The sequence below is a fragment of the Terrabacter sp. GCM10028922 genome (assembly GCF_042666095.1).
Lineage (GTDB): Bacteria > Actinomycetota > Actinomycetes > Actinomycetales > Dermatophilaceae > Terrabacter.
On the sequence record NZ_JBHTFG010000023.1, the window covers coordinates 409,209 to 435,940 of the forward strand.

Sequence of the window (26,732 nt, forward strand, 5' to 3'; positions counted from 1 at the left end):
GAGCCGATCACTTCGCCATGCCGGCGGTCAAGCCCGCGACGATCTGCTTCGTCGCCACGAGGAAGAGCACGATGAGCGGGATCGTCGTGATGACGAGACCGGCGAAGACGGCCGAGTAGTTCGTCGCGTTCTCGCCGAAGAACGTCGTGAGGCCGACGGGCAGCGTGTACTTGTCCTCGCGGCGAAGGAGCACGAGGGGGAAGAGGAAGTCGTTCCAGATCGGCACGAAGCGGAAGACGGCCACGGTCGCCAGGGCCGGCCGGACGAGCGGGACCATGATCCGCCAGAACGTCTGCCAGCTCGTCGCCCCGTCGAGGGCCGCCGCCTCCTCGAGCTCCTCTGGAAGCTGCCGGAAGAACGTCGTCAGCACGAAGACGGAGAACGGGATGCCCGATGCGGCGTACATCAGCATCAGGCCGGCACGCGAGTCGATGAGGCCGAGACCGTCGAAGAGGTAGAAGATCGGCAGGATCGCGAGGTGGATCGGCAGCATGAGGCCCGAGAGGAACAGCGACTCGAGCCAGCGGAAGATCCGCGAGCGGGCACGTGCCAAGGCGTATGCCGCCATCGTCGCCACGGTGGTCGAGACCGCGACTGCCCCGACGGTGACGAGGAGGGAGTTGCCGAAGTACGTCGCGAAGTTACCGGTCGTCCAGGCCTCGGCGTAGCTGGCTGTCGTCGGCGGAGCGGGCAGCCCGAGCGGGTCGGTGATGAGGTCGGCGTTGGTGCGGAGGCTGTTGCTCACCATGAGCAGCAGCGGCACGAGCGCCAGGGCGGCATACGCCCAGAGCAGCAGGCCTGCGCCCGCGCCACCGACGGGACGGTTGACCCGCGGCGGGCGCCGGCCGGGGCGCGCGGCGCGGGCAGTGGGGCTCGCCTCGCCGGGCGCCTCGGTGGTGACGACGGCCGCGGTCATGCGGTGATCCGTCGCTCGTGGCGTCGCAGCACGGCGGTGGCGGCGTAGGCGCCACCGAAGATGATGAGGAAGAGCAGCGTCGCCAGCGCCGACGAGCTGCCGATCGCGTCGGTCGCGCCGGAGTCGAACGCCGTGCGGTAGAAGAGGAGGGACACGAAGTCCGTTGCGCCGGCAGGGTTTCCGGTCGACCCACCGAACGCGTACGGCAACGCGAACGCTTCCATCGCGAAGATGAACGTCAGCACCGAGACGGTACCGACGGCGGGCACGAGCAGCGGCAGGGTGATCCTGAAGAAGGCCTGCCGGTTGCTCGCGCCGTCGACGCGGGCCGCCTCGGTCAGCTCCTCCGGGACGCCGCCGAGCGCCGCGCCGTAGAGGAGGACGGGGAAACCGATCCACTGCCAGACGCTGACGAGGATGACGACCCACAGGGCCGTCTTGGGGTCGCCGAGCCACGGCAGGGCCCACGACTCGAGGCCGACGTTCGTCAGCAGGGTGTTGACCGGGCCGAACGTGGGCGACAGGAGCAGGGTCCAGAGGTAGCCGATGACGATCGGGCTGACGAGGTAGGGCATCGCGTAGAGGGTCTGCAGCATCCGTCGGGTGCGCGGCCGGCTGTGGAGTAGGGAGGCGATCGACAGGCCGACGGTGTTCTGGAGGAGCATCGTGCCGACGAAGAAGAGCACGTTGTGCAGCAGCGCGCGTGGCAGGTCCGTCGTGAACGGCGCGTCGGTGAAGAGCGTGGCGAAGTTGTCGAGCCCGGCGAACGCGCCGCGCGTCGTGCCCTGCCACTGGAAGAAGGCGTACGAGAACGCCGTCAGCATGGGGTAGAGCACGAACACCGCGAAGAGCACGAGAGCCGGCGCGACGAAGACGAGGCCGGTGCGGCGCCTCATGTCGTGCCTCCCGCGGCCGACGTCATGCGGTCGGCTTGAACCACGTCTTGACGCCGGTGTCGAGGTCCTGGCTCACGGCCGCGGCGTCCTTCGAGCCGAGGAGCAGCTCCTGCAGCCCCTTGCCGAGCAGGTCGGTGCCCGACGGCGCGCCGTAGCGGAAGTCGGTGAGGAGCAGGTACGGCGACCCCGACCTCGCGTAGTTGTCGCTCATCTGCTTGAGCAGCGGGTCGGTCGGCTCCACGCCGGGCACGGCCGAGATCTGCTTGATGTCGTCGGTGACCATCCGGCCGAACTCCTTGGAGGTCATCCACGCGACGAGCTCCGTGGCCTCGGCAGGGTGCTTCGACCTGGCCGACACCGCGAAGTTGCCATCGGCCCATCCTGCCGTCGTCGCCGTCGAGCCGCTCGGCGAGCCCGGGGCCGGCGGCACCTGGAAGATGCCGATCTTCATGCCCGGGTTGGCCTTCTGGAACACGGACAGGTCGAACGAGCCGCCGGGGATCATCGCGGCCTTCTCGGCCGAGAAGAGTGTCTGGGCGTCGGTCTGCGCGACCCCTGTGGCGTTCTTCGGCATGTACTTCGCGAGGTCGCCGACGACCTTGACCGATCCGACCCAGTCGGGGTCGGTGAAGGTCTTCCTGCCCGAGAGCACCTCTCCCTGGAAGGCCTTGCCGCCGAAGCGCGGTGCCGCGAGCACCTCGTGCACGATCGGCAGCGTCCAGTCGTCCTTGGCGCCCACGGCGATCGGCGTGACGCCAGCAGCCATCAGCGTGTCGTTGGCAGCGATGAACTCGGCCCACGTCGTCGGGGCCTTGAGGCCGCTCTTCTCGAAGAGGCCCTGGTTGTAGAACATCTGGACCGTCTGACGGGCGAGTGGCACGGAGTAGGTCTTGCCGTCCTCCTTGCCCTTGGCGCTCGCGACGACGTTGTCGTCCCAGCCGGAGAGGTCGACCTTGCCGTCGAGCGGCAGCAGCGACTTGCTCGCGACCGTGCCCTGGAGCTGGCCGTAGGAGCGGACCTGCGGCACGTCGGGGCCGTTCGCCCCGGCGAGGCCGGTCGCGAGGATCTTGTTGTACTCCGTCGCCTTGAACGCCTTGAAGTCGACGGTGACGTCGGGGTGGGCCTTCTCGTATGCGTCGAAGATCTTGGTGTACGCCGCCTGGTCCTCGACGCGCCATGACCACACCGTCAGGGTGACCTTGCCGTCGCCGGCTCCGCCCGAACCGGTCGAGCCCGAGGTGGAGGGCGAGCAGGCGGTCACGGCGAGGGCGCCGGAGAGGGCGGCGATCGTCAGGGCCGTGCGGCGGGCCGGCCGGGACGAGCCGGTGGGGCGGGGGGTGAACGTCATGGTCGTGCTCCTGTCGGGTTCTGTCGGTGCCGAGACGCTCGGCACGTTGCCTGCTGGGGGGGCTCAGCGTTCGGTGGCGGGACCACTGAGTGCGGCCAGGGCCTGGGCGACCGAGCCGTCGTGCTCGGCGAGGGCGCCTCGCGCCGTGGCAGCGTCGGTGCCCGCCAGCATCGCCAGCAGCGCGGGCTTGAGCTCTCCGTCGGCGTCGTCGAGGGCTCGGCGGGCCCGCTCGGCGTCGGCCCCGGTCGCCTCCTGGAGGATGCGGACCACGCGCCCGCGCAGCTTGGCGTTCGTCGCCACGACCTCGACCATGAAGTTGCTCCACGTGCGGCCGAGGCGGATCATCACGGCGGTCGAGAACGAGTTGAGGATGAGCTTCTGGGCGGTGCCCGCCTTGAGCCGCGTCGAGCCGGTCAACGCCTCGGGCCCGGTGCGCGCGGCGAGCAGGTGGTCGGCGTGGACCGCCAGCTCGGCGTCGGGGTTGGCGGTGACGAGGGCCGTCACGGCGCCGAGCTCGCGAGCGCGGGCGAGCGCGCCCGCGACGAACGGGGTGCGGCCCGAGGCGGTGAGGCCGATCGCGATGTCTCCGGCCACGAGCGCGTCGGCCTCTGACCGACCGAGCTCGGCGTCGTCCTCGACGTTCTCGACGGGCTCGACGAGCGCCGCGGGGCCACCGGCGTGGTGTGCGACGACCAGGTCGGCGGGGGCGTTGAACGTCGGTCGCAGCTCGGCTGCGTCGAGGACGGCCAGACGGCCTGACGTGCCGGCACCGAAGTAGTGGACGGTGCCGCCTGCTCGGAGCGACTCGACGGCTCGGTCGACGAGGCGGGCGAGCTCGGGGAGCACCTCGCTCACGGCCCCGGCGACCGTGGCGTCCTCGGCGTTGAGCGCCCGAAGGATGTCGAGGGAGGTCTGGGTGTCGATGGACGTCGTTCCCGGATGGCGCTTCTCGGTGGGGGCGTCCACGGTCACCTCGTTGCTCACCACTGCGAGGTTAGTTTCCTACGCACAAGCCGTCAATGCCGTAAATGAGTGACACACGCGTCACGAGCACAGACTCGCATCTCGGTGCAAAGTGCCCACTCGACCAGGGATTGGGAGCCTGCGTCTGGGTGCATAGTTCCCACTCGACCAGGGATTGGGAGCCTGCGTCTGGGTGCAAAGTGCCCACTCGACCAGGGAATGGGAGCTCGGGGGTCGGTGCAAAGTGCCCACTCGACCAGGAATGGGGTCTCGCGCCGCACGTCCAGTGGGCAGTTTCCATCCGGCCCGTCGGTGGCTTTCCGCACGTCGAGTGGGCAGTTTCCACCCGGCCCGTCGGTGGCTTCCGCACGTCGAGTGGGCAGTTTCCACCGGGCGACGTGCGGGGACGCCTCAGTCGGTGAGGTGGTGACCGGCGACGGCCTCGCGCGTGTCGACGACGGCCTTGCGCGCCTTGCGCAGGTTGCGCTGCGCGACCGCGATGTACAGGCAGTCGACGACGGTGAGAGCCGCGATGCGGCTTGCCGTCGCACCCGAGCGCAGGCTCGTCTCCCGGGCGGCCGTCGTGAGCAGGTAGTCGACACCGGACGCGAGCCGCGAGAGCGGGAAGTTCGTGATGGCAAGGGTTTTCGCCCCGGTCGAGCGGGCAGCGGCGAGCGCCTCGATCGTCTCGGTCGTCGTGCCGGAGTGGGAGATGCCGATGGCGATGTCGGCGCGGGTGAGCAGGGTGGCGCTCGTCAGGGCGAGGTGCGGGTCGTTCCAGGCGAAGGCGACGATGCCGATGCGGTGGAGCTTCTGCTGGAGGTCGGTGCCGACGACAGCGCTGGCGGCCACGCCGTAGATGTCGACGCGGCCAGCCTTCGCGATGAAGGCGGCTGCGGCCGCCAGCGCGTCGCGGTCGAGCTGCTGCGCGGTCTCCTCGACGGCGCTCGCGTCGGTGAACGCGACCTTGGCGACGATGTCGTCGATGGTGTCGCTCGCGCTGATGTCGGTGCCGCTGCGGAGCATCGTGCGCGGCTGCGCCGACTCCTCGGCCAGGGCGAGGCGCAGCTGCGGGTAGCCGGGCAGCCCGAGGCGGCGGCAGAAGCGCAGCACCGTCGTCTCGGACGTGCGCGCCGCGGTCGCGAGCTCGCTGATGGTCAGGCCGGCAGCGCGCCGCGCGTCGGCGAGCACGATGTCGGCAACGCGGTCCTCGGCCGGCGACAGCGAGGGCTTGATGCCCCGCAACCGGATGAGCAGCGACGTGCTGGCCACACCTGCGGGGGACGAGGCCCCGTCCTCGGTCCTGGGCATGGGCCTACGCTACGGCGTCTCGGCCCGCGAGCCGCCACCCATCGGCCGTGAACGCCCCAGGTGTCTTCTCGCCGTCGAGGAGGATGCCACCGGGGCCGCTGACGAGCATGTCGTCGACGGCGACGCCGCGGCCGAGGTAGCCGCCGTCGGTCGTGTGCCTCCAGCGCACCTGCTGGTCCCCAGGCTGGAGGTCGGCGCGCACCTGGACCCAGCGCCGCGTCCCGGAGCCCGCGATGACGCCGTCGGACGTCGCGGCCTGACCGCGGTCGACGACCTCGAACGGCACGGCCGTCCACGTCTTGCCCCCGTCGGTCGAGCGCTCGAGGTGCAGCAGGTCGGTCTCCTCGGTGTCGAGGAAGAGGTCGAAGCCGAGGCGGGCGCCGTCCGAGCCGACCGGGAGGGTCGGTGTCGTCAGGGTCGTCGTGGCGGCGTTCTCCGCTCCCGTGAACCAGGCAGTGTCGCCGTGACGCGGGCGGATGCCCATGGACGCGGCCAGGCCGTGGGCCCACTCGCGGCGCGCGATGTTGATGGAGCCCCAGCTGCGTGAGGGGTGCACGCGGTTGGTCAGCAGGATCGCGAACGACCGCGACGTGAAGTCGATGACGATCGAGGTGCCCGTGTAGCCGGTGTGGCCGGCCGTGCGCGGGCCGGACAGCGCATCCATGTACCACCGCTGGTCGAGCTCGAAGCCGAGGCCGTGGTCATCGCCCGGGAAGTCGCCGTTGACGTTGGTGACGAGGGCCTCGACGCTGCTGCGGCCGAGGATGCGGTGCCCCTCGTAGGTGCCGCCGTTGAGCAGCGCCTGCGACAGGACCGCGAGGTCGTCGGCCGTCGAGAAGACCCCGGCGTGCCCGGCCACGCCGCCGAGCGACCACGCGTTCTCGTCGTGCACCTCACCCCGCACCATGCCGCGCGGCGGTGTCGTCTGGTACTCCGTGGCAGCGGTCCGGCCCGTGTCGGTGGGGTTGTAGCCGGTGTCCGTCATGCCGAGCGGCGCCGTGATGCGGTCGTGGACGACGACGTCGAGCGGTGCGCCGCGCAGCCTCTCGACCAGGACCCCGAGGGTGATGAGGTTGAGGTCGCTGTAGAGATACGTGGAACCGGCCGGGTTGGTGAGCGGCTGGTCCATGACGGCCTTGATCCGCGAGGCCTTGTCGGGGTACCTGCTCCAGAGCGGCAGCCACGACGTGAAGCCGGACGTGTGGGCCAGCAGCTGGCTCACGGTGACGCCTGCCTTTCCGTTCGCCGCGAACTCCGGGAGGTATGCCGCCACCGGGCTCTCGAGCGAGACCTGGCCCTCCTCGACCAGCTGGACGACGGCGATCGACGTGAAGAGCTTGCTGACCGACGCCAGGTCGAAGATCGTGTCGGTCCGCATCGGCTCCCGCTGGTCGCGGGGCAGCTCCGTCGTCGCATCGGCGTAGCGCAGGGCCCAGCCGCTCGCGTCGCGCTCGACGACGTGGCCCTCGTGGCCCATCAGCGCGACCGCCCCCGCGAAGAGCGGGTGCCCGCCGGCGGGAGCCTCCTCGTGACCGTGGATCTGCGCGACGGACTCCGCGATCGGCGCGGGGTCGAGCCCGAGCGAGGTAGGACTCGCCTCGGTCAACACCGTGTTGGGCGGGGCGAAGCCGCGGTCGGGCTTGCTGAAGTCGTCGGCGCCCGCCGACCCGGCGGTCACAAGGCTGCCCGCCACGGCGAGACTGCAGAGGGCCGCCGGGACGAGGGTGCGCAGGCGCATGTCACTCCTTGATTGTCAGGGGGCAGGTCGGCGCGCTCAGGCCGCCGGGCCGGGATAGATGAGGTACGGCTGCCGCCGGGCGTCGAAGTCGACCAGCTCGTCGCGCCACGCGTCCACGACCTCGTCGGCGGAGGCGCCGGCTGAGATCTGCGTCCGCAGGCGCTGCGAACCGGTCAGCTTGTCGATCCAGTACGGCCGTGACGGGTCGTAGGAGTCGTAGCGCCAGGCGAAGTCGCTGTAGAGCGCGCGGGCAGCGACGAGCATCTCGACCGCGGACCGGACCGGGTCGAAGCGGGACGGGTCGGTCACGTGCAGCTGGACGCCGCCGCACACGACGCCGACGTGCTTGCTGAACGTCGGCGTGAAGTAGGCCTCCCGGAAGGCGACGCCCGGAAGGTCACGTGCCGCAAGGCGTTCAGCCCACTTGTAGTCGACGTACGGTGCGCCGATGAGCTCGAACGGGCGCGTGGTGCCCCGGCCCTCGGAGAGGTTCGTGCCCTCGAACATGCCCGTGCCCGGGTAGACGAGCGCGGTGTCGGGCGTCGGCATGTTGGGACTCGGCGTGACCCACGGCAGGCTGGTCACGGCATACGGGACATCCCGCCGCCAGCCCTTGACCTCCACGACGGAGAGCTCCCCCAGCCGCGCCCCTGCATCGGCCGCGAGGAACTCTCCGTCGAAGAAGCGGGCCAGCTCGCCGACGGTCATGCCGTGCGCCTGGACGATCTCCTTCGCGCCGACTCCGGAGGTCCACGGCGTCGTCATCATCGGGCCGATCGCCTTGCCGCCGATGGGGTTCGGCCGGTCGAGCACGACGAACCGCGCGCCCACCGCGACGGCCGCGCGCATGGCCGTGTACATCGTCCAGATGTAGGTGTAGAAGCGAGAGCCGACGTCCTGGATGTCGAAGACGACGGTCTCGACGCCGGCCGTGCGGAAGAGCGTCGTCATCCTGGTCGCGTTGGCGCCGTAGGCGTCGTAGACCGTGAGTCCGGTGCGCGGGTCGGTGTGCGTTCCCTCGGAGCCGCCGGCCTGGGCAGTTCCCCGGAAGCCGTGCTCGGGGCCGAAGACGCCGACGATGTCGACGGCGCCCGACTCGTGCATCTCGTCGACGATCGTGCGGAGGTCGGTGAGAATGCCGGTCGGGTTGGTGATGATGCCGACCTTCTGGCCCGAGAGCATCGACCAGCCCGCGGCCGCAGCGTTCTGGGCTCCGGTCGTCACCGGGTTGGTCGGGTAGCTGCTTGCGTATGCCGTCGGGCTGGCTTGCGCTGCAACGGAACCGGCCGCCGTGGCGGGGATGGCGACGGCGCCGAGCGCACCGGCGGTGAGCAGCTGCCTGCGGGTGGGGCTGGTCATTGGAGCTCTCCGATCCTGGTCAGTAGGTCAGCCCGTGCCCGAAGGGGTAGAGCACGGTTGCCGGGTCACCGGCCACCGGGATGTCGACCGGCAGCGTCGCCGTCGGTGCCACGTCTCCCGTGAGGACGCGGGCTGCCGCCCCGATGGCCACCGGGCTGAAGGAGTACGTCGCGACATAGGTCGGCGCGTCGGTGAAGTACGCGATGTCGTAGGGGTCACGCACCGCCACGACGACGACCGTCCGGCCCGTCGCGAGCAGCTGCTTCACGAGCTTCTGCTGGCCACCGCGGGGGTCGGTGACCTTGGTGTCCCACGCCTTCATGGTCGTGACGACGACGACGTCCTTGTCGGCGGCGGCAGCCACGGCCGCGGCGACCTGGGTGTCCGTCGGCGACGACCCGGTCTGGAGGTTCTGCACCGTCGCACCCTTCGCCGTCAGGGCCGTGGCGAGGGTCGCGGTCGTCGAGACGCCGTAGCCGGTGACGAGCACCGTCGTGCCGCTCGGGTCCATCGGCAGCGCCGTGGCGTCGTTCTTCACGAGAGTCGTCGTGCGGTCCGTGACGGCGTCTGCCGCGGCGAGGTGGGCGGGCACGCCCACGACCGACGAGACCCGGGCCGGGTCGGCGTAGGGCTGGGCGACGACTCCGCGGCGGTACTTGAGGCGCAGCACGCGCCGCACCTTCTCGTCGAGCTCGTGGGGTCGGATGCGGTGGCTGCGCACGGCGGCCAGCACGGCGGCATACGCCTCGTCCATGGCGGGGCTCATGAGCAGCTGGTCGACGCCGGCGAGGAGCGCGCGCACCGGCACCTCGGCGTCGCCGTACTTGTCACGCACGCCCTGCATGCCGAGGGAGTCCGTCACGATGACGCCGTCGTAGCCGAGCTCCTCGCGCAGGACCCCTGTGAGGATCGGGCGGCTCAGGGTGGCAGGGTCGCCGGAGTCGTCGAACGCCGGGAACGCGAGGTGCGCGGTCATGATCATGTCGATGCCCTCGCGGATCGCCGCCCTGAACGGCGGGGCGTCGATGCTCTCCCACTGCTCGCGGGTGTGCGTGATGACCGGGAACGCCACGTGGCTGTCGGTGGCGGTGTCACCGTGGCCGGGGAAGTGCTTCGCCGACGACGAGACGCCGCCGTCGCGCTGGTAGCCGGCGACCTGTGCCGCGACGAGCTCGGCGGCGACGTCGGGGTGAGACGAGAACGACCGCGTGCCGATGACGGGGTTGAGGGCGTTGACGTTGACGTCGCAGACGGGTGCGAAGTTCGTGTTGACGCCCATGGCGAGCAGCTCACGCCCCGTGATCGCGGCGGCGGTGCGCGCGTCGGGGGCGCTCCCGCCGGCTCCGAGGGCCATCGACCCGGGGAACTGCGTAGCCGGCGGGCCGATCCGGGTGACGACGCCCTGCTCCTGGTCGATCGCGACCTGCAGGGGGATCGGCGCATTGCTGCGCTGGCCCAGTGACGCGCGTTGCAGTCCGTTGGACAGCCGCACGATCTGGTCGGGGTCCTGGACGCTGTCGGTCCACGCGAAGTAGATGACCCCACCGAGGTGGTACTTCTGCACGACCTCGGCCGGGCTTGCCACACCGTAGAGCGGGAGGTTGCGGCTGTCGGGGGTCGTTGCGTCCCTGCCGTAGACGTTCTGGATGAAGAGCTGACCGACCTTCTCCTCCAAGGTCATCCGGCTCATCGTTGCGGTCACCCAGCCGTCCTCGCCGGCGAGGGCGGAGGGTGCCGTGGTGCCCGCTGCGCGCGCGCTGCCGGCTGCGACGCCCGCGGCAGCCGTGGCGAGCCCTCCGGCGAGCACGGACCGACGAGACAGGTCTGACCTGGACATGGCGCCTCCCTTGAATGTGAACAATTCACGCATTCTGCCGTCAGGCCGGAACTTACCTACGTACCGCGGCGTAGGCAACAGATAGCGGCGCGTCGGATCGCGACGCGCCCACCGCGGCTGCGCCGCTCACCAGCCCGCGAGCGACCTCACGGTCTGGACGGTGTCGATCTCGGACACCGGCTTGTCGTCGCGGTAGCGCAGCACCCGCGCGAACCGCAGCGCCATGCCGCCCGGGTAGCGGCTGGAGCGCTGCACGCCGTCGAACGCGATCTCGACGACCTGGTCCGGCCTCAGCGTGACGACCCAGTCACCCCGGTCGACGGCGAGCTGCTGGAACCGCTCGGTCTGCCAGGCGAGCATCTCGTCGGTCATGCCCTTGAACGTCTTGCCGAGCATGACGAGCTCGCCCGTCTCGGCGTCGCGAGCGCCGAGGTGGATGTTGGAGAGCCACCCCTTGCGCCGCCCGCTGCCCCACTCGACGGCGAGGACGACGAGGTCGAGGGTGTGCCGCGGCTTGACCTTGACCCACCCGGGGCCGCGGCGGCCGGCGGCATACGGCAGGGCGGGGTCCTTGACGACGACGCCCTCGTGGCCCGCGGCGACGAGATCGTCGAAGAACTGCTGCGCGCGCTCTGGGTCGTCGGTCAGCTCGCGTGGCACGAGCCACGCCGCCGGGACGGTCTGGGCGAGCCGCGCCCAGCGGGTCGCGGCCGGGTCGTCGAGGAGGTCCACGCCGTCGAGGTGGAGGACGTCGAAGAAGTACGGCGTGAGCGGCACCTGCTCGCGCAGCCGCTCGACGTCGGCGCTGCTCGCGGTGCGCGCTCCTGTGACCTGGAACGGCTGCGGCCGACCGCCGCGGTCGAGCGCGATGACCTCGCCGTCGAGCACGAGCGTCTCGACGTCGAGGCCCGCCAGGGCTTCCGTGATCTCGGGCATCCGGTCGGTCACCTCGTCGAGCGTGCGCGTGAAGAGACGGACGCTGCCCGGGTCGGTGCGGTTGTCGACGTGCGCCTGCAGCCGTATGCCGTCCAGCTTGGTCTCGACGACCACCTCGCCGCCCAGCGTGGTGAGCGCCGCCGCGACGTCGGGGGCCGACCCGGCGAGCATCGGCCGCAGGGGACGGCCGACCTCGAGCGTCAGGGCGTCGAGCGCCTCGGTGCCACCGGTGAGGGCGGCCCGGGAGACCGGCCCGGTGAAACCAGCGAGCATGACGGCACGCCGCACCGCGGCGTCGGGCACGCCGGCCGCCTTGGCGATGGCCTGGAGCATGACGCCGTCGCCCGCGCCCTGGCGCGTCTCGCCCGTGATGAGGCCGCGCAGCCAGACCTGCTCGTCCGACGTGGCCCGCGAGAAGAGGTCCTGCACGGCTGCAGACCGGCTCGCCCCGGAGCCGGCGCCGGAGATCGAGGCGAGGCGCGTCGCGGCGGCGTCGACCTCCTCGACCGTCAGGGTCGAGGTCTCCGCGGGCTCGGGGAGGGACTGCAGGCCCCGCCAGCTGACGCCGATGCGTCGCTGGGGGAGCACGCCGGACAGGTGCGACGTGACGACCTCGATGGTCTCCGGGCCGTCCTCCGCGGCGCGGGCGAGGCACGTCGCGAGCGCCTCGACCTTCGCCGTGCGCGAGGCGGTGGCGGCGACCGCGTGAGAGGTGGCGACGACGTCGGAGAGCTGCATGTCCCGATCCTGCCCCGCACCACCGACGCCCACCACCCACCGTCGAGTGCGCAGATGATGGCCACTCGACGGGTGGGAGGCCGCAGATCGTGGCCACTCGACGGGTGGGGGCCACAGATCGTGGCCACTCGACGGGTGAGGTGGGCGGGTGCGGCGGAACCCGTGTCACTTGACGTGGGCGGCCTGAGTCGTCAAGGTAAGCAAGCGCTTAGTCGTCCGTGAGGAGCACCATGCCCGACACCGCCGTCGTCACCGGGGCCGCCCGGGGGATCGGCCGTGCGATCGCCGCCCGCCTCGCGCGAGAGGGCTGGCAGGTCGTCGTCGCCGACCTCGACGCCGCCGGGCTCGCGGTGGTCGCCGACGAGAGCGGCGCACTCGCCGTCCCCGGCGACTCGTCGACCGACGCGGGCGTGCGGCATCTCGTCGACACGGCATACGAGCACCTGGGGCACGTCGACGTCTTCTTCGCCAACGCCGGCATCGGCACGCTCAAGGGACTCGACGCGTCCGACGCCGAGTGGGCGCGCGCCCTCGAGACGAACGTGCTCGCACACGTGCGCGCCTCCCGGCTCCTCGTGCCGCGCTGGCTCGAGGCCGGCGGCGGCCGCCTCGTCGTCACCGCCTCGGCCGCCGGGTTGCTCACGATGCTCGGAGACGCGCCCTACTCCGTGAGCAAGCACAGCGCGATCGCCTTCGCCGAGTGGCTGAGCGCCACCTACCGGCACCGCGGGATCGTCGTGCAGGCGATCTGCCCGCAGGGCGTGCAGACCCGGATGCTCGAGGAGTCCGGGCCGCTTCGCGACCTGCTGACCCGTGACGCCACCGTCAGTGCCGACGACGTCGCCGACGCGGCCTGGGAGGCGCTGGCCGGCGACGACTTCCTCGTGCTGCCGCACCCGGAGGTGCGCGACTACTACGCCGAGCGAGCCGCGCACCCCGACGCCTGGCTCGCGGGCATGAACCGCCTCCAGCAGAAGCTCGACCACCGCACCGCCGACCAGCAGGAGAACGCATGACCGACCAGCCCAGCCGCGACACGACCGCCCAGCGCACCGCCATCGTCACCGGGGCCGCGCGCGGGATCGGCGCCGCAGTGGCCCGGCGCCTCGCCGCAGACGGGTTTGCCGTCGCCGTGCTCGACCTCGACGAGTCCGCGTGCGCCGCAGTTGTCTCCGAGATCGAGGCGGCCGGCGGCAGGGGTCTCGCCGTGGCAGTCGACGTCTCCGACGAGGCCGGCGTGCAGGCCGCCGTCGACCGCGTCGCGGCCGATCTGGGCGCACCGACCGTGCTCGTCAACAACGCCGGCATCATCCGCGACAACATGCTCTTCAAGATGACGGCCGACGACTGGGACGCCGTCATGAACGTCCACCTGCGCGGCTCGTTCCTGATGACCCGCGCGACGCAGAAGCACATGATCGACGCGACGTGGGGCCGCATCGTCAACCTCAGCTCGACGTCGGCGCTCGGCAACCGCGGCCAGGCCAACTACTCCGCGGCCAAGGCCGGCCTGCAGGGCTTCACGAAGACCCTCGCCATCGAGCTGGGCAAGTTCGGCGTCACGGCCAACGCCATCGCGCCCGGCTTCATCGCGACCGACATGACGCGCCAGACGGCGGAGCGCATGGGCATCACGTTCGAGCAGTTCCTCGAAGGCGCCGCCAAGGAGATTCCCGTCGCCCGTGTGGGCCAGCCCGAGGACATCGCCGCGACGGCGTCGTTCCTCGTGCGCGACGAGGCCGGCTTCGTGTCGGGCCAGGTCATCTACGTCGCCGGCGGCCCGAAGGACTGACGTGACCGACGCCGTCCGCACCACTGACTACGACCCGCCCGGTCTCCCGCTCGACCGGCTCGGCGCCTTCATCGACGCCGCTGTGCCGGGTCTGCTCACCGGGCCGCTGAGGGCGCGGGTCGTCGCGGGAGGCAAGTCCAACCTCACGTACGAGGTCGGCGACGGCGCACGCACGGTCATCGTGCGCCGGCCCCCGCTCGGCCACGTGCTCGCGACCGCACACGACATGGCCCGCGAGCACCGCGTCATCACCGCCCTGCGCGACACGGTCGTGCCGGTGCCCCACACGTATGCCGTGTGCGAGGACCCCGACGTCGTCGGCGCGCCGTTCTACGTCATGGAGCGGGTCGAGGGCACGCCGTACCGCTTCGCGGTGCAGCTCGAACCCTTGGGCGCCCGGCGCGTCCGTGCGATCAGCGAGCGGATGGTCGACACGCTGGTGGCGCTCCACTCGGTCGACCCGTCGGCCGTCGGCCTCAGCGACTTCGGCCGTCCCGAGGGCTTCCTCGAGCGGCAGGTCCGCCGCTGGAAGCAGCAGCTCGACGCGTCCCGCAGCCGCGACCTGTCCGGCATCGACGAGCTGCACGAGCGCCTCGCGGGCTCGGTTCCGGCGCAATGCGATCCGACGATCGTCCACGGGGACTTCCGCCTCGACAACCTGCTCGTCACGAGCGACGACGAGGTCTCGGCCGTCCTCGACTGGGAGATGGCAACCCTCGGCGACCCGCTCACCGACGTCGCCCTCCTCGAGGCGTACCAGACGCTCCCGCTCATGATGGACAGCGTCGCGGTCTCCGACGTCTCTCGGACGCCCGGCTTCATCAGCGGCCCCGAGCTGCGCCAGCGGTATGCCGCGGCGAGCGGGCGCGACCTGGGCCACCTGTCGTTCCACCTCGGTCTCGCCTACTTCAAGCTCGCGGTGATCCTCGAGGGGATCCACTACCGGTACACGCAGGGCCAGACCGTGGGTCAGGGTTTCTCGACGATCGGCGAGGCCACGGGCCCCCTCGTCGCCGCGGGCCTCGCTGCCGTGAAGGAGAGCTGACATGGACTTCCGTTTCGACACCCGCAGCGAGGAGCTGCGTCAGGAGCTGCTCGGCTTCATGGACGAACGCATCACCCCCTCGCTGCCCGTCTTCGACGAGCAGGTCGCCGCCCTCGACGACCGCTGGGCGTGGAGCACCGTGCCGGTACTGCAGGACCTGCGCCGCGAGGCCCGGGACCTCGATCTCTGGAACGTCTTCCTCCCGGGCGAGCACGGGCCCGGCCTGACCAACCTGCAGTACGCACCGCTCGCCGAGATCACCGGCCGCTGCATCCGGCTCGCCCCCGCAGCGCTCAACTGCGCCGCCCCCGACACCGGCAACATGGAGGTGCTGGCACAGTTCGGCACCGACGCGCAGCAGGCGGAATGGCTGCGACCCTTGCTGCGCGGGGAGATCCGGTCCGCCTTCGCGATGACCGAGCCCGACGTGGCCAGCAGCGACGCGACGAACATCGAGCTCAGCATCCGTCGTGACGGCGACGACTACGTCATCAACGGCCGCAAGTGGTGGATCACGGGCGCGATGAACCCCGAGTGCCGCATCTTCATCGTCATGGGCAAGACCGACCCGTCGGCCGACCGGCACCGGCAGCAGTCCATGGTCCTCGTCCCGCGCGACACCCCGGGCCTGGAGGTCGTGCGCGGCATGGAGGTCTTCGGCTACGACGACCACGACCACGGCGGTCACGCCGAGCTGCGCTTCACCGACGTCCGTGTCCCCGTCACGAACCTCATCGGCGAGGAGGGCGGCGGCTTCGCGGTTGCCCAGGCCCGCCTCGGCCCGGGACGGATCCATCACTGCATGCGCTCGATCGGCCTCGCCGAGGTCGCCGTCGAGGCGATGTGCCGCCGCGCGTCCGAGCGGGTCGCCTTCGGCAGACCCATCGCCGATCAGGGCGTCGTACGCGACTGGATCGCCGAGTCGCGCGTGCGCATCGAGCAGCTGCGCCTGCTCGTCCTCAAGACCGCGTGGCTCATGGACACCGCCGGCAACAAGGGCGCCCACACCGAGATCCAGGCCATCAAGATCGCCACTCCGAAGACCGTCGAGTGGGTCCTCGACAAGGCCATCCAGGTGCACGGCGCCGCAGGCCTCAGCCAGGACACCGAGCTCGCCGCCGCCTTCGCCGGCATTCGTACCCTGCGCTTCGCCGACGGACCCGACGAGGTGCACAAGAACGCCCTCGCCAAGGCCGAGCTGCAGAGGTATGCCGCCCGCTGAGACCCCGGCACGAGCGGTCCACCGCGCGCCCCGCACACCAACAGCCACCCACCGCGCAGCCACCGCACGACGAAGGGACCGACGATGGACTTCGACCTCAGCGCCGAGGAGCGCGAGATCCGCGACTGGGTGCGCACCTTCGTGCGCCGGGAGGTCATGCCGCTCGAGCAGCAGGCTCTCGAGAGGGAGCGCCGGCACGAGCGCGGCATCACCCCGGACGAGCTGAAGGCCTTGCAGGACAAGGCGAGGACGGCCGGCTTCTTCGGCATCCAGACGCCCGAGAGCCACGGCGGCATGGGACAGGGTGCCGTCGTCGCAGCGCTCATCGAGATCGAGCTCGGGCGCTCGTTCGTGCCGTTCCGGTTCGCCGGCGAAGCCGACAACATCCTCTTCAGCGCCAACGAGGAGCAGCAGGAGCGCTACCTCGTGCCGACGATCGAGGGCACGCGCAGGTCCTGCTTCGCGATCACCGAGCCCGGTGCGGGCTCCGACGCGCGCGCCATCCGCACGAGCGCGCGGCGCGAGGGCGACGAGTGGGTCATCAACGGCGAGAAGACGTTCATCACCGGCGGCAACGAGGCCGACTTCGTGATGGTCTTCGCCGTCACGGACAAGGAGAAGGGCGCCGACGGGGGCGTCACGTGCTTCCTCGTCGACCGCGACCGCGGATGGCGCAGCGAGCCCATCGACACGATGGGCGAGTGGGGTCCGGCCGCGCTCGTCTTCGAGGACGTCCGCGTGCCGCACTCGGCGATCCTCGGCGAGGAGGGGAGGGGCTTCGAGCTCGCGATGCGCTGGATCGGGAAGGGCCGCTACATGCTCCCCGCGCGAGCGCTCGGTTCGTGCGAGCGGCTCGTGGAGATGGGCATGGAGCACGCGCGCAACCGCGTGACCTTCGGTCAGGCCATCGCCGAGCGCCAGGCGATCCAGTGGATGGTCGCCGACTCCGCCGTCGAGATCGAGGCACTGCGCTGGCTCGTCCTCACCGCGGCCTGGCAGGTCGACCGTGGCCTCGACTCACGTCAGTCGCAGTCGATCGCGAAGCTCTACGGAGGCATCAAGGCCAACGAGATCGTCGACCGCGTGCTGCAGATCCACGGCGGAATGGGTTACACGAGAGAGCTGCCCGTCGAGCGGTGGTACCGCGAGCTGCGCCTGCTGCGGATCTACGAGGGCACCGACGAGATCCAGCGCCGCACCATCGCGCGCAACCTGCTCAGGGGGCACGCCTCCGTCCGGGGGCACCTAGGCTGACCCGGCAGCGCGACCGGTGACACGGCATACAGCGGCATGTCGTCACGGTCGCGGGGTGCTTCACACCGCAGCAGACCGGGGGCATGCTGAGGGGATGGCTGGGCCTCCCGCATCCGCGAAGCAGTTCAACAAGGTCGCCGTCCGGCTCGCCGGGCACCGCGCCCTCCCACTGTGGGCGGTGCTGCGGCACACGGGTCGGTCGAGCGGCAAGGAGTACGCGACGCCGGTCGCCGTCATCCCGACGCCGACGTCGTTCCTCATCGCGCTGCCGTGGGGTCGGGGCACCGACTGGGTGCGCAACGTGAGGCGAGCGGGTGTGTGCACGATGCGGTGGAAGGGGCGTGACTTCACGTGCACCGAGCCCACCTTCGTCGAGAAGGACGTGGCGCTCGCGGCCGCCCGAGGGATCGTGCGCCGCGGCATCGAGCGGAGCGAGCCGCCGGGCGGGTTCCTCCAGCTGACCCGGACACCGGCGCCCGAGCGATCGGCGATGCAGTCCGGCTGGTGACGACACGCGCGAGTCGAACGCACCTTTTGCCCGATTGAGCGCATAACTGCGCCATCATGAGCCAATGAGGTCTGCGCAGGGGTTCGCAGCCGACGCCGCGCGTCGCCCGGTGGGGTGCCGCGCGCCGAGTGGTGCCACCCGGTGAGCCTGCCTCTGTTCGGTCGGACCCGCTGGTGGGTGGGGGCGCTCGTGGCGCTCGTGGGGATCTTCGTGCTGGGCGCGACCGCGGTGCGGTTCGCGCCGCCGGGATCGACGGTGGCCGTCTGGTGGCCGGCCGCGGGCCTCGCGGTCTCGTTCCTCCTCGCGACGGCTCGGGGGTGGCGGGCGTGGCTGTTCGTCCTCGGCGTGGTGGTCTTCAGCGGGGCCGCGAACGTCTACGGCGGGCGGCCGCCGCTCATCGGCCTGTGCTTCGGCATCTCCAACGCCTCCGAGGCCGCGGTCGTCTTCTGGCTGCTGACCCGCGGGGGCCGTCGCCCGCGGCTCGCCTCGATGGAGGACCTGTGGCGTCTGCTCGCCGCGACGCTCGCGGGCGCGCTGGTCTTCGGCCTGCTCGCCGGTCTCACGGTGCGCTACGGCCTCGGCGGCCCCTTCCTCGCCACGGTCACGGCGGTCACGGCCTCACACATCGCCGCGGTCCTCGTCATCGCGCCGCTCGGCATCGCGGCCGGCATCCGGCGCACGCGGCGGCCGGGTGTCGAGGACCTCGTCCAGTGGGCCGTCCTCGTCTGCCTCACGACGTGGGTCTTCAACACGGACCAGGTCCTGCCGCTCGCGTTCCTGCCCATCCCGGTGCTCGTCTGGGGCGCGCTGCGCCTGGGCCTGCGCACCGTCTCCGTGCAGCTGCTGGTCGTCGGCGCCCTGGCCGTCGCGCTGACGAGCCTCGGCGGCGGGCCCTTCACGGCGGCGGCGCAGGGCGGCGGCATCCGACCGGAGACCGTCGGCGCGCTCACCCAGGCCTTCCTCGTCACGTGCGCCGTCACCGCGCTGTCGCTGTCGGTGGCCGCGACCCAGCGTCGCGCGGCCCTTGCCGACCTCCGCAGCGAGGTGGAGCTGTCGGGGGTCGTCCTCGACACCGCCGCCAGCGCCATCGTCGTCGTCGACTCCTCCGGCGTCATCGCGCGGCTCAACGCGACGGCAGCCCGGCTGCTGGGCGGCCCCGAGGACGAGTTCGTGGGCCGGCTCGCCGCAGACGTCTTCCCCGTGGACGACCGCGAGCACGTCGCCACGCACGTGGCCGGCATCGCCGACGGCGCCGTGCCGCTCCATGAGGAGCAGGACTGGCGCGTCGAGGGGCTCGGCGTGCGGCACATCGTGTGGACCAACGCCTACCTCACCGACGACGACGGCAAGCGCACGCACCTCGTGAGGACGGGCGTCGACGTGACCGACGAGCGGGCTGCCCGGACCTTCGTCGAGGCGGTCCTCGAGGCGGCGACGGCGACCGTCATCGTCGGCACCGACCTCGAGGGCGTCATCACCCTCTTCAACCGCGGCGCCGAGAACGTCCTCGGCTGGCGCGCCTCCGAAGTCGTGAGCCGACGCGACTGGTCGCTTCTGCACGACTCCGGCGAGATCGCCCGCAGGGCAAGGGAGCTCGGGGTGCAGCCAGGTTTCGACGTCCTCGTGCACCGGGTCCGTGCCGGCGCGAGCACCGAGACTCGCGACTGGACCTACGTCCGCAAGGACGGCACGCGTCGCACGGTGTCGCTCACGATGAGCGGGATCCGCGACGAGGGGGGCCACCTGACCGGCTACCTCGGCGTCGCCGAGGACGTCACGCGGCGGCGCCAGGCGGAGGTCGCCCTCCAGGTGGCCCTCGACCGCGAGCGCCAGGCCGTCGACGAGCTGACCCAGATCGACCGCACGAAGTCCGAGTTCGCCTCGTCGGTCAGCCACGAGCTGCGGACGCCCCTCGCGAGCGTCCTCGGCTACACGGAGATGCTCGAGGACGGCGCGGCGGGCCCCCTCACCGACCGGCAGCTCGAGCTCGTCGCCCGCGTCGACCGCAACGGGCGTCGGCTGCTCTCGCTCATCGAGGACCTGCTCCTCAACTCGCGCATCGAGGCCGGGCGGCTCGAGCTGCACCCCCGCCGCTGCGACCTGTCCGACGTCGTCGCTAGTGCGTGGACGACGGTCGAGACCGTCACGGCGCAGCGTGACCTCGTGCGCGAGGTCGACGTGTCGCCGCGGCCGCTGTGGATCGAGGGCGACCCGGCGGCGCTGGAGCGCATGGTCACCAACCTCCTGTCGAACGCCGTGAAGTTCACTCCCGACGGCGGCCGCGTCAGTCTGGCCGTGCACCCGGAGGAGGACGACCCGCGTGCGGTGCGACTCGTCGTGTCCGACTCGGGCATGGGCATCCCGGAGGCCGACCACGAGAAGGTCTTCGCCCGCTTCTTCCGGACGAGCGCGGCCAACGAGCGAGCCATCCAGGGCTCCGGGCTCGGACTGTCCATCGTGCGCGCCATCGTCGAGGGGCATGGCGGCACGGTGTCGGTCGACTCCGCTCCCGAGGAGGGGACGACCTTCGTCGTGAGACTTCCCGTGTCAGGTTCTGACGGACCGGCACTTGCGCGGGCAGGTCGGACATATCGTGACTCTGCGGACGATTCATAGCGAAGTCGTCGTGCTTCCGATGGGTCGTAGGTAAGGGGTCAGGCGTGCGCGAGGGCGCGATGTGGGAGGTGCTCGCCGTTCGTCGGCTCACCGAGCTGATGAACCGGGTCAGTGCCCAGCACGACCTCGCGAGCCTGTTCGACATGGTCGTGGAGGGCGCGGCCGACGTCGTCGGCTTCAAGGTCGCGGCGATCAGCCTCGTGGTCCCCTCGGGCGACGTCGAGGTCGTGGCCGTGGCGGGCGACGACGACGCGCGTGCCGAGCTGCTCGGCCGGCGGATGCCCCGGATCAACCTCGAGGCAGAGTTCGCCGTCGCCGAGCAGTGGGGGAGCCTGCGGTTCGTCCCCGCCGGCGGGCTGCCCGAGGGTGCGGCCGACGGCTGGGTGTCGTCGGACTGGTCGCCGCTGACGCCCGACGACGACCCTGAGGCCTGGAACGCGGAGGACACCCTCCTCGCGCCCTTCTTCGACGCCGTGGGCAACCTCCTCGGCATCCTGTCGGTCGACCTGCCGCTCAGTGGCCGCCGACCCGACCTGACGCAGCGCGCCGTGCTGGAGCTGTACGCGAACCAGACGGGCATCGCGATCTCCGCCGCTCGGCAGCGCCATGCCCTCTCCGAGCGGGTCCGGCTCGGTCAGGCGGTGCAGACCGTCGCGCGGATCTCGCAGGAGGACCTCGACCCGGCAAAGGTGCTCGACGTCGCGTCGGTGCCCATCGCGGCGGGCCTCGCGACATCGGGACTGTGGCTGCGGGCGTTCGCCGGCGAGGACGACGACGAGCGCGAGAGCGTGTCGGCGCGCAGCGGCGGCCCGGTCCGTACGCCGGTGTCGCTCGTCGAGGTCGCGCAGGGTCTCGCGACACGATGCTGGAAGACCGGTGTCGTCGCGGTCGTCGACGAGAGCCGCGCCGAGCCGGCGCGAGTGTGGAGCACCCGCGACGCCAGGCAGGTGACGGAGTTCCTCCGCGACGCCGGGGCCCGCTCGCTCCTCGTCGCGCCGATCGGCTCCGGATCCGTCTGCTTCGGCTACATCGCGGGCACGCGCGGACCGGCCGACCCCGATTGGACCGACGCCGAGGCGCAGGCCGCCCTCGAGATGGGCCGTGACCTCGGGCGGGCCATCCGCAACGCTCGGCTGTATGCCGTCGAGAGGCGGGTCGCGGCCGAGCTGCGGGAGGCCGACCGCAGCAAGACGCAGCTGTTCTCGACGGTCTCGCGCGAGCTGAAGAACCCGCTCGCCTCGATCGTCGGGCACATCGAGCTGCTGCGTCAGGAGCCCGAGGCCAACCCCGACTGGTCGCTCGGCGTCATCGAACGCAACACCCAGCGGCTGCAGAGCCTCGTCGACGACCTGCTGACACTCTCGCGGGTCAGCGACCCCGACCGAGTCCTGCCCCAGGCCGACGTCGACCTCGGCGTGGTGTCGCGCGACGTCGTCGACATGTTCCGGCCGCGCGCCGAGCATCAGCAGGTCAGGCTCACCTTCGAGCTGGAGCACGAGCTGCCGCTCGTGCGCGGCAGCGCGGGCGAGCTCGAACGGGTCGTGCAGAACCTTGTCAGCAATGCCGTGAAGTTCACGCCGGCCGGCGGCCGGGTGACCGTGTCGGTGGGGAGCCGGCGCGACCGGGTCGTGCTCGAGTGCGTCGACGACGGCGTCGGCATCTCGCGGGACGACCAGGCGAGCCTGTTCACCGAGTTCTTCCGCGGGACCAACCCGAAGGCGCTCCAGGTGCCGGGCACCGGGCTCGGCCTCAGCATCGCGCAGCGGGTGGTCACGCGCCACGGCGGCCGTATCGACGTCGAGTCCGAGCTCGGCCGCGGCACGAGCGTCACGCTGCTCCTACCCGCCCGCTGAGCGCCGGCACGGCTGGTCAGGCCGCGTCCGACGTCCGGACGAGGTCGACTCCCAGGGCCCGGTGGTCCGAGACGGGCAGGCGGACGGCCTCGCCGTTGCTGCCGCGGACGCCACCGCGCAGGAGGACGTGGTCGAGCTGCTGTGTCGGCGCGTCGGCGGGGAACGTCGCCAGCTGCACCGCAGGTCGCATGCCGGTGATCCGGCCGGCCCGCTCGGGCCCCATGTTCAGGTCGCCCATGAGCACGACGGGACCGGTGTCGTCCGCCACGTCGGCCATGAGCTGGCGCAGCTGCCGGCCGTTCCACCAGTCGATGAACGACAGGTGCGTGTTGGCGACGGTCACCGGGCCCTCCGGGGACTCGATGTCGGCGACGACCGCGACGCGTGGCTCGTCGCGCACGAGCTCGGGCCAGCGCCGACCCGAGAAGCGCATCGGCACCGGCGTCGGCACGGGAGCGAGTCGGACCACGCGCCACCCGTGCACGGGGAACCGGGAGAGCAGGGCGATGCCGTAGGCGGCGGAGTCCGGCTGCTCCTCGCCGGTGGCGGCGACCCACGTCGCGCCGTGGCTGCCGGTCAGCGCGGCGACGAAGCGGTGCTCGGGAGCATCCATGGCCTCGGCGGCGATCGCGGTGAGGTCGGCGTGGTCGGAGCGGTGCTGGTTGTGGTCCACCTCCTGCATCGCCAGGATGTCCGCGTCGAGGCGCCGGATCGCGGTCCGGAAGCCGTCGAGGTCGACGTGCTGGTCGGTCGGTACACGCCCGTTGAGGATGTTGAACGTCGCGACTCTCATAGGGAGGCCCTACCCTCGCGCGCCCGCCTGCTCACGCAGCCCGCCGGCATACGCCCTCAGGTGGGTACACCAAGGACATGGGAGTCGACGACGCGCCAGACCTGCGGGAGGCGCTCAAGACGGTGGCCGTGGCGCTCAAGCAGTCCGGCGTGCCGTTCGCCCTCATGGGCGGGTATGCCGCCTGGGCGCGGGGTGGGCCCGAACCCGAGCACGACGTGGACTTCCTCATCGCCGACGAGGACGCCGACCACGTCGCGCAGTTCCTCGCCGGCCAGGACCTCGACGTCGTGCAACCGCCCGAGGACTGGCTCTTCAAGGTCTTCGCGAACGGTGCGATGGTCGACATCATCCACGGCCCCGTGGGCGGCGCCGTGCACCGTGCGGAGGTCGAGCGCGCCACGACGATGGAGGTCCTGTCGGTCAAGATGCCCGTGCTCGAGGCCACCCAGCTCATCGTGCACAAGCTCGGCGCGCTCGACGAGCACTACTGCGACCTCGCGAAGGTGATGCCGGTGCTGCGGGCCCTGCGCGAGCAGGTGGACTGGGCCAGGGTCGAGCGTGAGACGGCCGACAACGACTTCGCGGTCGCCGTGCTCTTCCTGGGGCGCCGGCTGGGCATCATCGAGGACTGACGCGCGCCCCTCGTCGCAGCGTCACGACGCGTGGCGGCCGTGGGTGGGGGTCATTCCCGGCGACACCGAGCGGTTGGCGAGCAGCAACGTCAGGCCCACGACGATGCAGACGATCTCGGCCGCGGCGGCCGTGAAGACGGACACCCCTGCCCACTCGGTGTGGACACCGAGCAGCCCCACCGTGGAGGAGATGACGAACGCCCCGAGCGTCGCGGCTCCGAACCCGAACGTGAGGAAGGCCGGCACCCAGTGCTCCCACCGCAGGAGCATCACGGCGATCACCACGCCGGCCACGACGTTGACGAGGAACAGAGGTCCGACGGTCTGGTTCCGCACCCCGTCGAACCACAGGTAGAGGTGCACTGCAGCGGAGACGACCAGCGCCACTGCACCAAGGGCTCGGAGTCTCATCTTGACGCTCCTGTCGTCCGGGCCACGCCACGACGCCCGGATGCGTCGTGGTGTTGGACTCGCTGCTGACGAAGACGACCCGTGGGCGTGGGCGGTTCACCCGCCTCCTGCGCGCGGGCTGAAGGCCGTGAGGAAGCGGTCGCGGAAGCGGTCCATCGGCCACACGGGCGCGTCCGTGCCGGGCCTCAGCCCTTCCTGCCAGCGCCAGGTGTGGATGCGGTCGAGCACTGTGGGGTCGCGCGCGATGACGCTGACCGGCACGTCGTGGCTCGCGTTCGGCCCCGAGACGACGCTGGCCGGCTGGTGGTCGCCGAGGACGATGACGACGAGGTCGTCGTCGTGGGTCCCGCGCAGGAACGACACCATGCTGTCGAGCGAGTAGGCGACGGACTGGCCGTAGGCCGTGCGGACGCCGGAGGTGCTGCGCCAGACGACGTCGCGAGGGGTGGCCTTGCCGGCCTGCGACATGAACACGGAGCCGTCGCCGATGGTCGCCCAGTCGACGAGCCGGGGCAGCGGTGCCCACGGCACGTGGCTCGTGACGAGGTCGACCTCGGCCATGACCGGCGGCCGGTCGCGCCGCGCGAGCTCGAGCCGGTCGAACGCGGAGAGCGTGTACTGGTCGGGCATCGGCGCATAGCCGAAGCCCGGCCCGGCGTAGCCCAGCGTGCGCGCGTCGTACACCTCCTCGTGGCCGTAGAACGCCGTACCCTCGGGCCAGTCGCGGCGGTTGGCCGGGACCACGGCGACGGTGCGCCAGCCGGCCTGCCCGAAGGCCCGGCTGAGGGTGAGCCGGCGCGTGTCGAGGAGCTGGTCGTAACGCTGCTGGCTGCTCACCCACAGGCCCGACTGGAGGGTCGAGTGCGCCAGCCAGCTGATGCCGCCGAACGTCGGGGACGTGAGCCACGCGCTGCGGCTCGAGTAGCCGGCCGCCCGCAGGGCCCCCGCCCCCGAGTCCAGCGCCGCCGCCACCTCCGGCGACTGCTCGACCCCCACCCGGCCGTAGCTCTCGACGAAGACGAGCACGACGTCCTTGCCGCGGAGCGCCGTGAGCAGGTCCGGTGCCGGGGTGTCGCGGAAGGGGTCGACGGGGATCTCGGCGGCGAAGACGTCGCGGTCGCGCAGGTTGGCCTGCACCGAGCCGACCTCGTGGACGGCGAGGGCGGCCGTGCTCGACGACGCGACCGGCACCCCCGGCGCGACGCTGACTCCGAGAGTGGCGCAGGCGAGCCAGGCGGCTGCCAAGGCGGCGCCGGTGCGAGCCGCGCCGTCCCGGTGCCGGTCGACGAGCGCCCCGGTCCTCCGCACCGCCAGCGGCCCGGCGACGACGAGGGCCACGACGAGCAGGCCCGCGGCGGCGACGGCGAGCAGGGCCGTCACCGGTCCCGCCGCGTCGGCGACGAGGTCCTTCGCCGACCCGACATGGCGCCAGTCGGTGAGCGGGTTGAAGGGCCGGTAGAGCGTCGCGAGGAAGGCCGCGTCGAAGACGCGGACGAGCAGGAGGGCTCCCAGAAGGATCCCGAGGAGGATCTCCAGCCAGCGCCGCACCGCTCCGTGGAGGGCCAGCATCGCCACGACGAGCACGAGCCCCTCGACCGGGATCCGGACGAGGGCGAGGAGCGATGCCGACCATCCCGGAACGGGTGCCGGTGCGACGAGTGCGACCCACACGAGAAGGACGGCCAGCACCGTGACGGCGTGGCCGCCCACGCGGCGCGCGGATCCACGCCGGTCCGTGTCCGTCACGTCAGGGACCGGACCTCGGCCTCGCCCAGTGGCCCGACCGGCCACGCAACGGGCGTCGCGACCACGACAGCCTTCTGGCGGGCCCGCCGTCGGAGCGTCGCGACCTCTGTGCCGAAGGAGACCAGGAGCAGCACGAGCCCGGCGGCGACCGCGACCGTGGCGGCAGCGGCCGGCAGGACCTCAGCCGTGGCGACGGTGAGCGCGATGCCCTGGTGGGCGGCGACGGCCTTCCGCCAGCGTCGCGGCGGGACCTGGCCGCGCAGCCACGGCATCCAGCGGCTGGCGACGCGGACCAGCAGCAGCAGGTAGCGCGCAGCGCCGATGCCGAGGACCCACCAGCCGAGGTCGCGGGCGACGTGGATGCTCAGCACGAGGATGAGGAACGCGTCGGTCTCCATGTCGAAGCGAGCGCCGAGCGGGCTCACGGTCCCGGTGCGGCGGGCGACCTGACCGTCGACGGCGTCGAGCACGAGCGCCACCGCACACAGCGTGACGAGGACTCGGCCGGAACCGGACCCGGCGGTGGGTGCGGCGTCGGCGGTGAGCCCGGCGTCGGCGGTGAGCCCGGCGACGCCGCACACGAGCACGGCGCGGGTCAGGGTCACGCGGTCGGCCGGCAGGAGGACGTACCGCCGCGCGGCGACGAGCCCGCACGCCAACAGGACGGCCAGGGCCACACCGCAGCCGATCCCGACGGTCCAGCCGCGCACGTCGAGCCCGACGCTGCTGTGCAGCGACGCGAGCAGCGCCAGCACGCCGACGAGCCCGGTCGCCGGACCGGACGGGAACACCTGCCGCACAGCATCTCCACTCACCGA

General features: G+C 71.7%; 22 protein-coding genes. 9 read left to right on the forward strand and 13 right to left on the reverse strand.

Translation table 11 applies throughout. The features are described 5' to 3' along the window. Positions 1 to 7 precede the first annotated feature (7 nt). The 9 genes from ACFQU3_RS18740 to ACFQU3_RS18780 form a co-directional block, all read right to left on the reverse strand. On the reverse strand, positions 8 to 916 hold the full coding sequence (locus tag ACFQU3_RS18740) for a carbohydrate ABC transporter permease (protein ID WP_385912540.1): 909 nt from the start codon (positions 914 to 916) through the stop codon (positions 8 to 10). Further along, positions 913 to 1,812, reverse strand: coding sequence for a carbohydrate ABC transporter permease (locus ACFQU3_RS18745; protein WP_385912542.1), 900 nt, complete (start codon positions 1,810 to 1,812; stop codon positions 913 to 915). The genes ACFQU3_RS18740 and ACFQU3_RS18745 overlap by 4 nt, the downstream gene beginning before the upstream one ends. 22 nt (positions 1,813 to 1,834) lie before the next feature. Further along, positions 1,835 to 3,160 carry an ABC transporter substrate-binding protein gene (locus tag ACFQU3_RS18750; protein WP_385912544.1) on the reverse strand — a complete coding sequence of 442 codons (1,326 nt, stop codon included), beginning with the start codon at positions 3,158 to 3,160 and terminating at the stop codon, positions 1,835 to 1,837. A 63-nt stretch (positions 3,161 to 3,223) separates the two neighbouring features. Beyond that, positions 3,224 to 4,144, reverse strand: a complete 921-nt coding sequence (locus ACFQU3_RS18755) for an N-acetylmuramic acid 6-phosphate etherase (RefSeq protein ID WP_385912546.1) — start codon at positions 4,142 to 4,144, stop codon at positions 3,224 to 3,226. Between the two features lie 390 nt (positions 4,145 to 4,534). Further along, positions 4,535 to 5,434, reverse strand: a complete 900-nt coding sequence (locus tag ACFQU3_RS18760) for a MurR/RpiR family transcriptional regulator (RefSeq protein WP_385912548.1) — start codon at positions 5,432 to 5,434, stop codon at positions 4,535 to 4,537. A gap of 4 nt (positions 5,435 to 5,438) precedes the next feature. Beyond that, positions 5,439 to 7,172: a serine hydrolase gene (locus ACFQU3_RS18765; RefSeq protein WP_385912550.1), complete on the reverse strand. Its 1,734-nt coding sequence runs from the start codon at positions 7,170 to 7,172 to the stop codon at positions 5,439 to 5,441. A gap of 36 nt (positions 7,173 to 7,208) precedes the next feature. After that, positions 7,209 to 8,531 (reverse strand): exo-beta-N-acetylmuramidase NamZ domain-containing protein, encoded by a 1,323-nt coding sequence (locus tag ACFQU3_RS18770; RefSeq protein WP_385912552.1) that lies wholly within the window; start codon positions 8,529 to 8,531, stop codon positions 7,209 to 7,211. Positions 8,532 to 8,550: 19 nt separating this feature from the next. Continuing rightward, positions 8,551 to 10,368, reverse strand: coding sequence for a glycoside hydrolase family 3 protein (locus tag ACFQU3_RS18775; RefSeq protein ID WP_385912554.1), 1,818 nt, complete (start codon positions 10,366 to 10,368; stop codon positions 8,551 to 8,553). 126 nt (positions 10,369 to 10,494) lie between these two features. Further along, on the reverse strand, positions 10,495 to 12,042 hold the full coding sequence (locus ACFQU3_RS18780; RefSeq protein ID WP_385912556.1) for an ATP-dependent DNA ligase: 1,548 nt from the start codon (positions 12,040 to 12,042) through the stop codon (positions 10,495 to 10,497). Between the two features lie 230 nt (positions 12,043 to 12,272). Between ACFQU3_RS18780 and ACFQU3_RS18785 the strand changes: the two genes are divergently transcribed. From ACFQU3_RS18785 to ACFQU3_RS18820, 8 genes are all read left to right on the forward strand, one after another. Continuing rightward, positions 12,273 to 13,058, forward strand: a complete 786-nt coding sequence (locus ACFQU3_RS18785) for an SDR family oxidoreductase (RefSeq protein WP_385912558.1) — start codon at positions 12,273 to 12,275, stop codon at positions 13,056 to 13,058. After that, positions 13,055 to 13,834, forward strand: coding sequence for a 3-oxoacyl-ACP reductase FabG (fabG, locus tag ACFQU3_RS18790; RefSeq protein WP_385912560.1), 780 nt, complete (start codon positions 13,055 to 13,057; stop codon positions 13,832 to 13,834). The genes ACFQU3_RS18785 and fabG overlap by 4 nt, the downstream gene beginning before the upstream one ends. Position 13,835: 1 nt before the next feature. After that, the gene (locus ACFQU3_RS18795; RefSeq protein ID WP_385912562.1) at positions 13,836 to 14,879 is read left to right on the forward strand and encodes a phosphotransferase family protein; all 1,044 of its coding nucleotides are present in this window, start codon (positions 13,836 to 13,838) and stop codon (positions 14,877 to 14,879) included. Position 14,880: 1 nt separating this feature from the next. Then, a complete protein-coding gene (locus ACFQU3_RS18800) occupies positions 14,881 to 16,101 on the forward strand; it encodes an acyl-CoA dehydrogenase family protein (protein WP_385912564.1) in 1,221 nt (406 codons plus the stop codon). An 84-nt stretch (positions 16,102 to 16,185) separates the two neighbouring features. After that, positions 16,186 to 17,355: an acyl-CoA dehydrogenase family protein gene (locus ACFQU3_RS18805; RefSeq protein ID WP_385912566.1), complete on the forward strand. Its 1,170-nt coding sequence runs from the start codon at positions 16,186 to 16,188 to the stop codon at positions 17,353 to 17,355. Positions 17,356 to 17,449: 94 nt separating this feature from the next. After that, on the forward strand, positions 17,450 to 17,863 hold the full coding sequence (locus ACFQU3_RS18810) for a nitroreductase family deazaflavin-dependent oxidoreductase (protein WP_385912568.1): 414 nt from the start codon (positions 17,450 to 17,452) through the stop codon (positions 17,861 to 17,863). Between the two features lie 141 nt (positions 17,864 to 18,004). Beyond that, complete coding sequence (locus tag ACFQU3_RS18815; RefSeq protein WP_385912570.1) at positions 18,005 to 20,479, forward strand: ATP-binding protein; 2,475 nt, start codon at positions 18,005 to 18,007, stop codon at positions 20,477 to 20,479. 44 nt (positions 20,480 to 20,523) lie between these two features. After that, positions 20,524 to 22,332 carry a sensor histidine kinase gene (locus ACFQU3_RS18820; RefSeq protein ID WP_385912572.1) on the forward strand — a complete coding sequence of 603 codons (1,809 nt, stop codon included), beginning with the start codon at positions 20,524 to 20,526 and terminating at the stop codon, positions 22,330 to 22,332. Positions 22,333 to 22,348: 16 nt separating this feature from the next. Here ACFQU3_RS18820 and ACFQU3_RS18825 read toward each other — a convergent pair whose 3' ends face one another. After that, complete coding sequence (locus ACFQU3_RS18825) at positions 22,349 to 23,125, reverse strand: endonuclease/exonuclease/phosphatase family protein (RefSeq protein WP_385912574.1); 777 nt, start codon at positions 23,123 to 23,125, stop codon at positions 22,349 to 22,351. 77 nt (positions 23,126 to 23,202) lie between these two features. Between ACFQU3_RS18825 and ACFQU3_RS18830 the strand changes: the two genes are divergently transcribed. Next, positions 23,203 to 23,757, forward strand: coding sequence for a hypothetical protein (locus ACFQU3_RS18830; protein ID WP_385912576.1), 555 nt, complete (start codon positions 23,203 to 23,205; stop codon positions 23,755 to 23,757). A 21-nt stretch (positions 23,758 to 23,778) separates the two neighbouring features. On the opposite strand, the gene ACFQU3_RS18835 is transcribed toward ACFQU3_RS18830, so the two are convergent. From ACFQU3_RS18835 to ACFQU3_RS18845, 3 genes are all read right to left on the reverse strand, one after another. Continuing rightward, complete coding sequence (locus ACFQU3_RS18835) at positions 23,779 to 24,168, reverse strand: hypothetical protein (RefSeq protein ID WP_385912578.1); 390 nt, start codon at positions 24,166 to 24,168, stop codon at positions 23,779 to 23,781. A gap of 96 nt (positions 24,169 to 24,264) precedes the next feature. Continuing rightward, positions 24,265 to 25,914: a CDP-alcohol phosphatidyltransferase gene (locus ACFQU3_RS18840; RefSeq protein WP_385912580.1), complete on the reverse strand. Its 1,650-nt coding sequence runs from the start codon at positions 25,912 to 25,914 to the stop codon at positions 24,265 to 24,267. Continuing rightward, positions 25,911 to 26,729: a CDP-alcohol phosphatidyltransferase family protein gene (locus ACFQU3_RS18845; protein WP_385912582.1), complete on the reverse strand. Its 819-nt coding sequence runs from the start codon at positions 26,727 to 26,729 to the stop codon at positions 25,911 to 25,913. The genes ACFQU3_RS18840 and ACFQU3_RS18845 overlap by 4 nt, the downstream gene beginning before the upstream one ends. Positions 26,730 to 26,732 lie beyond the last annotated feature (3 nt).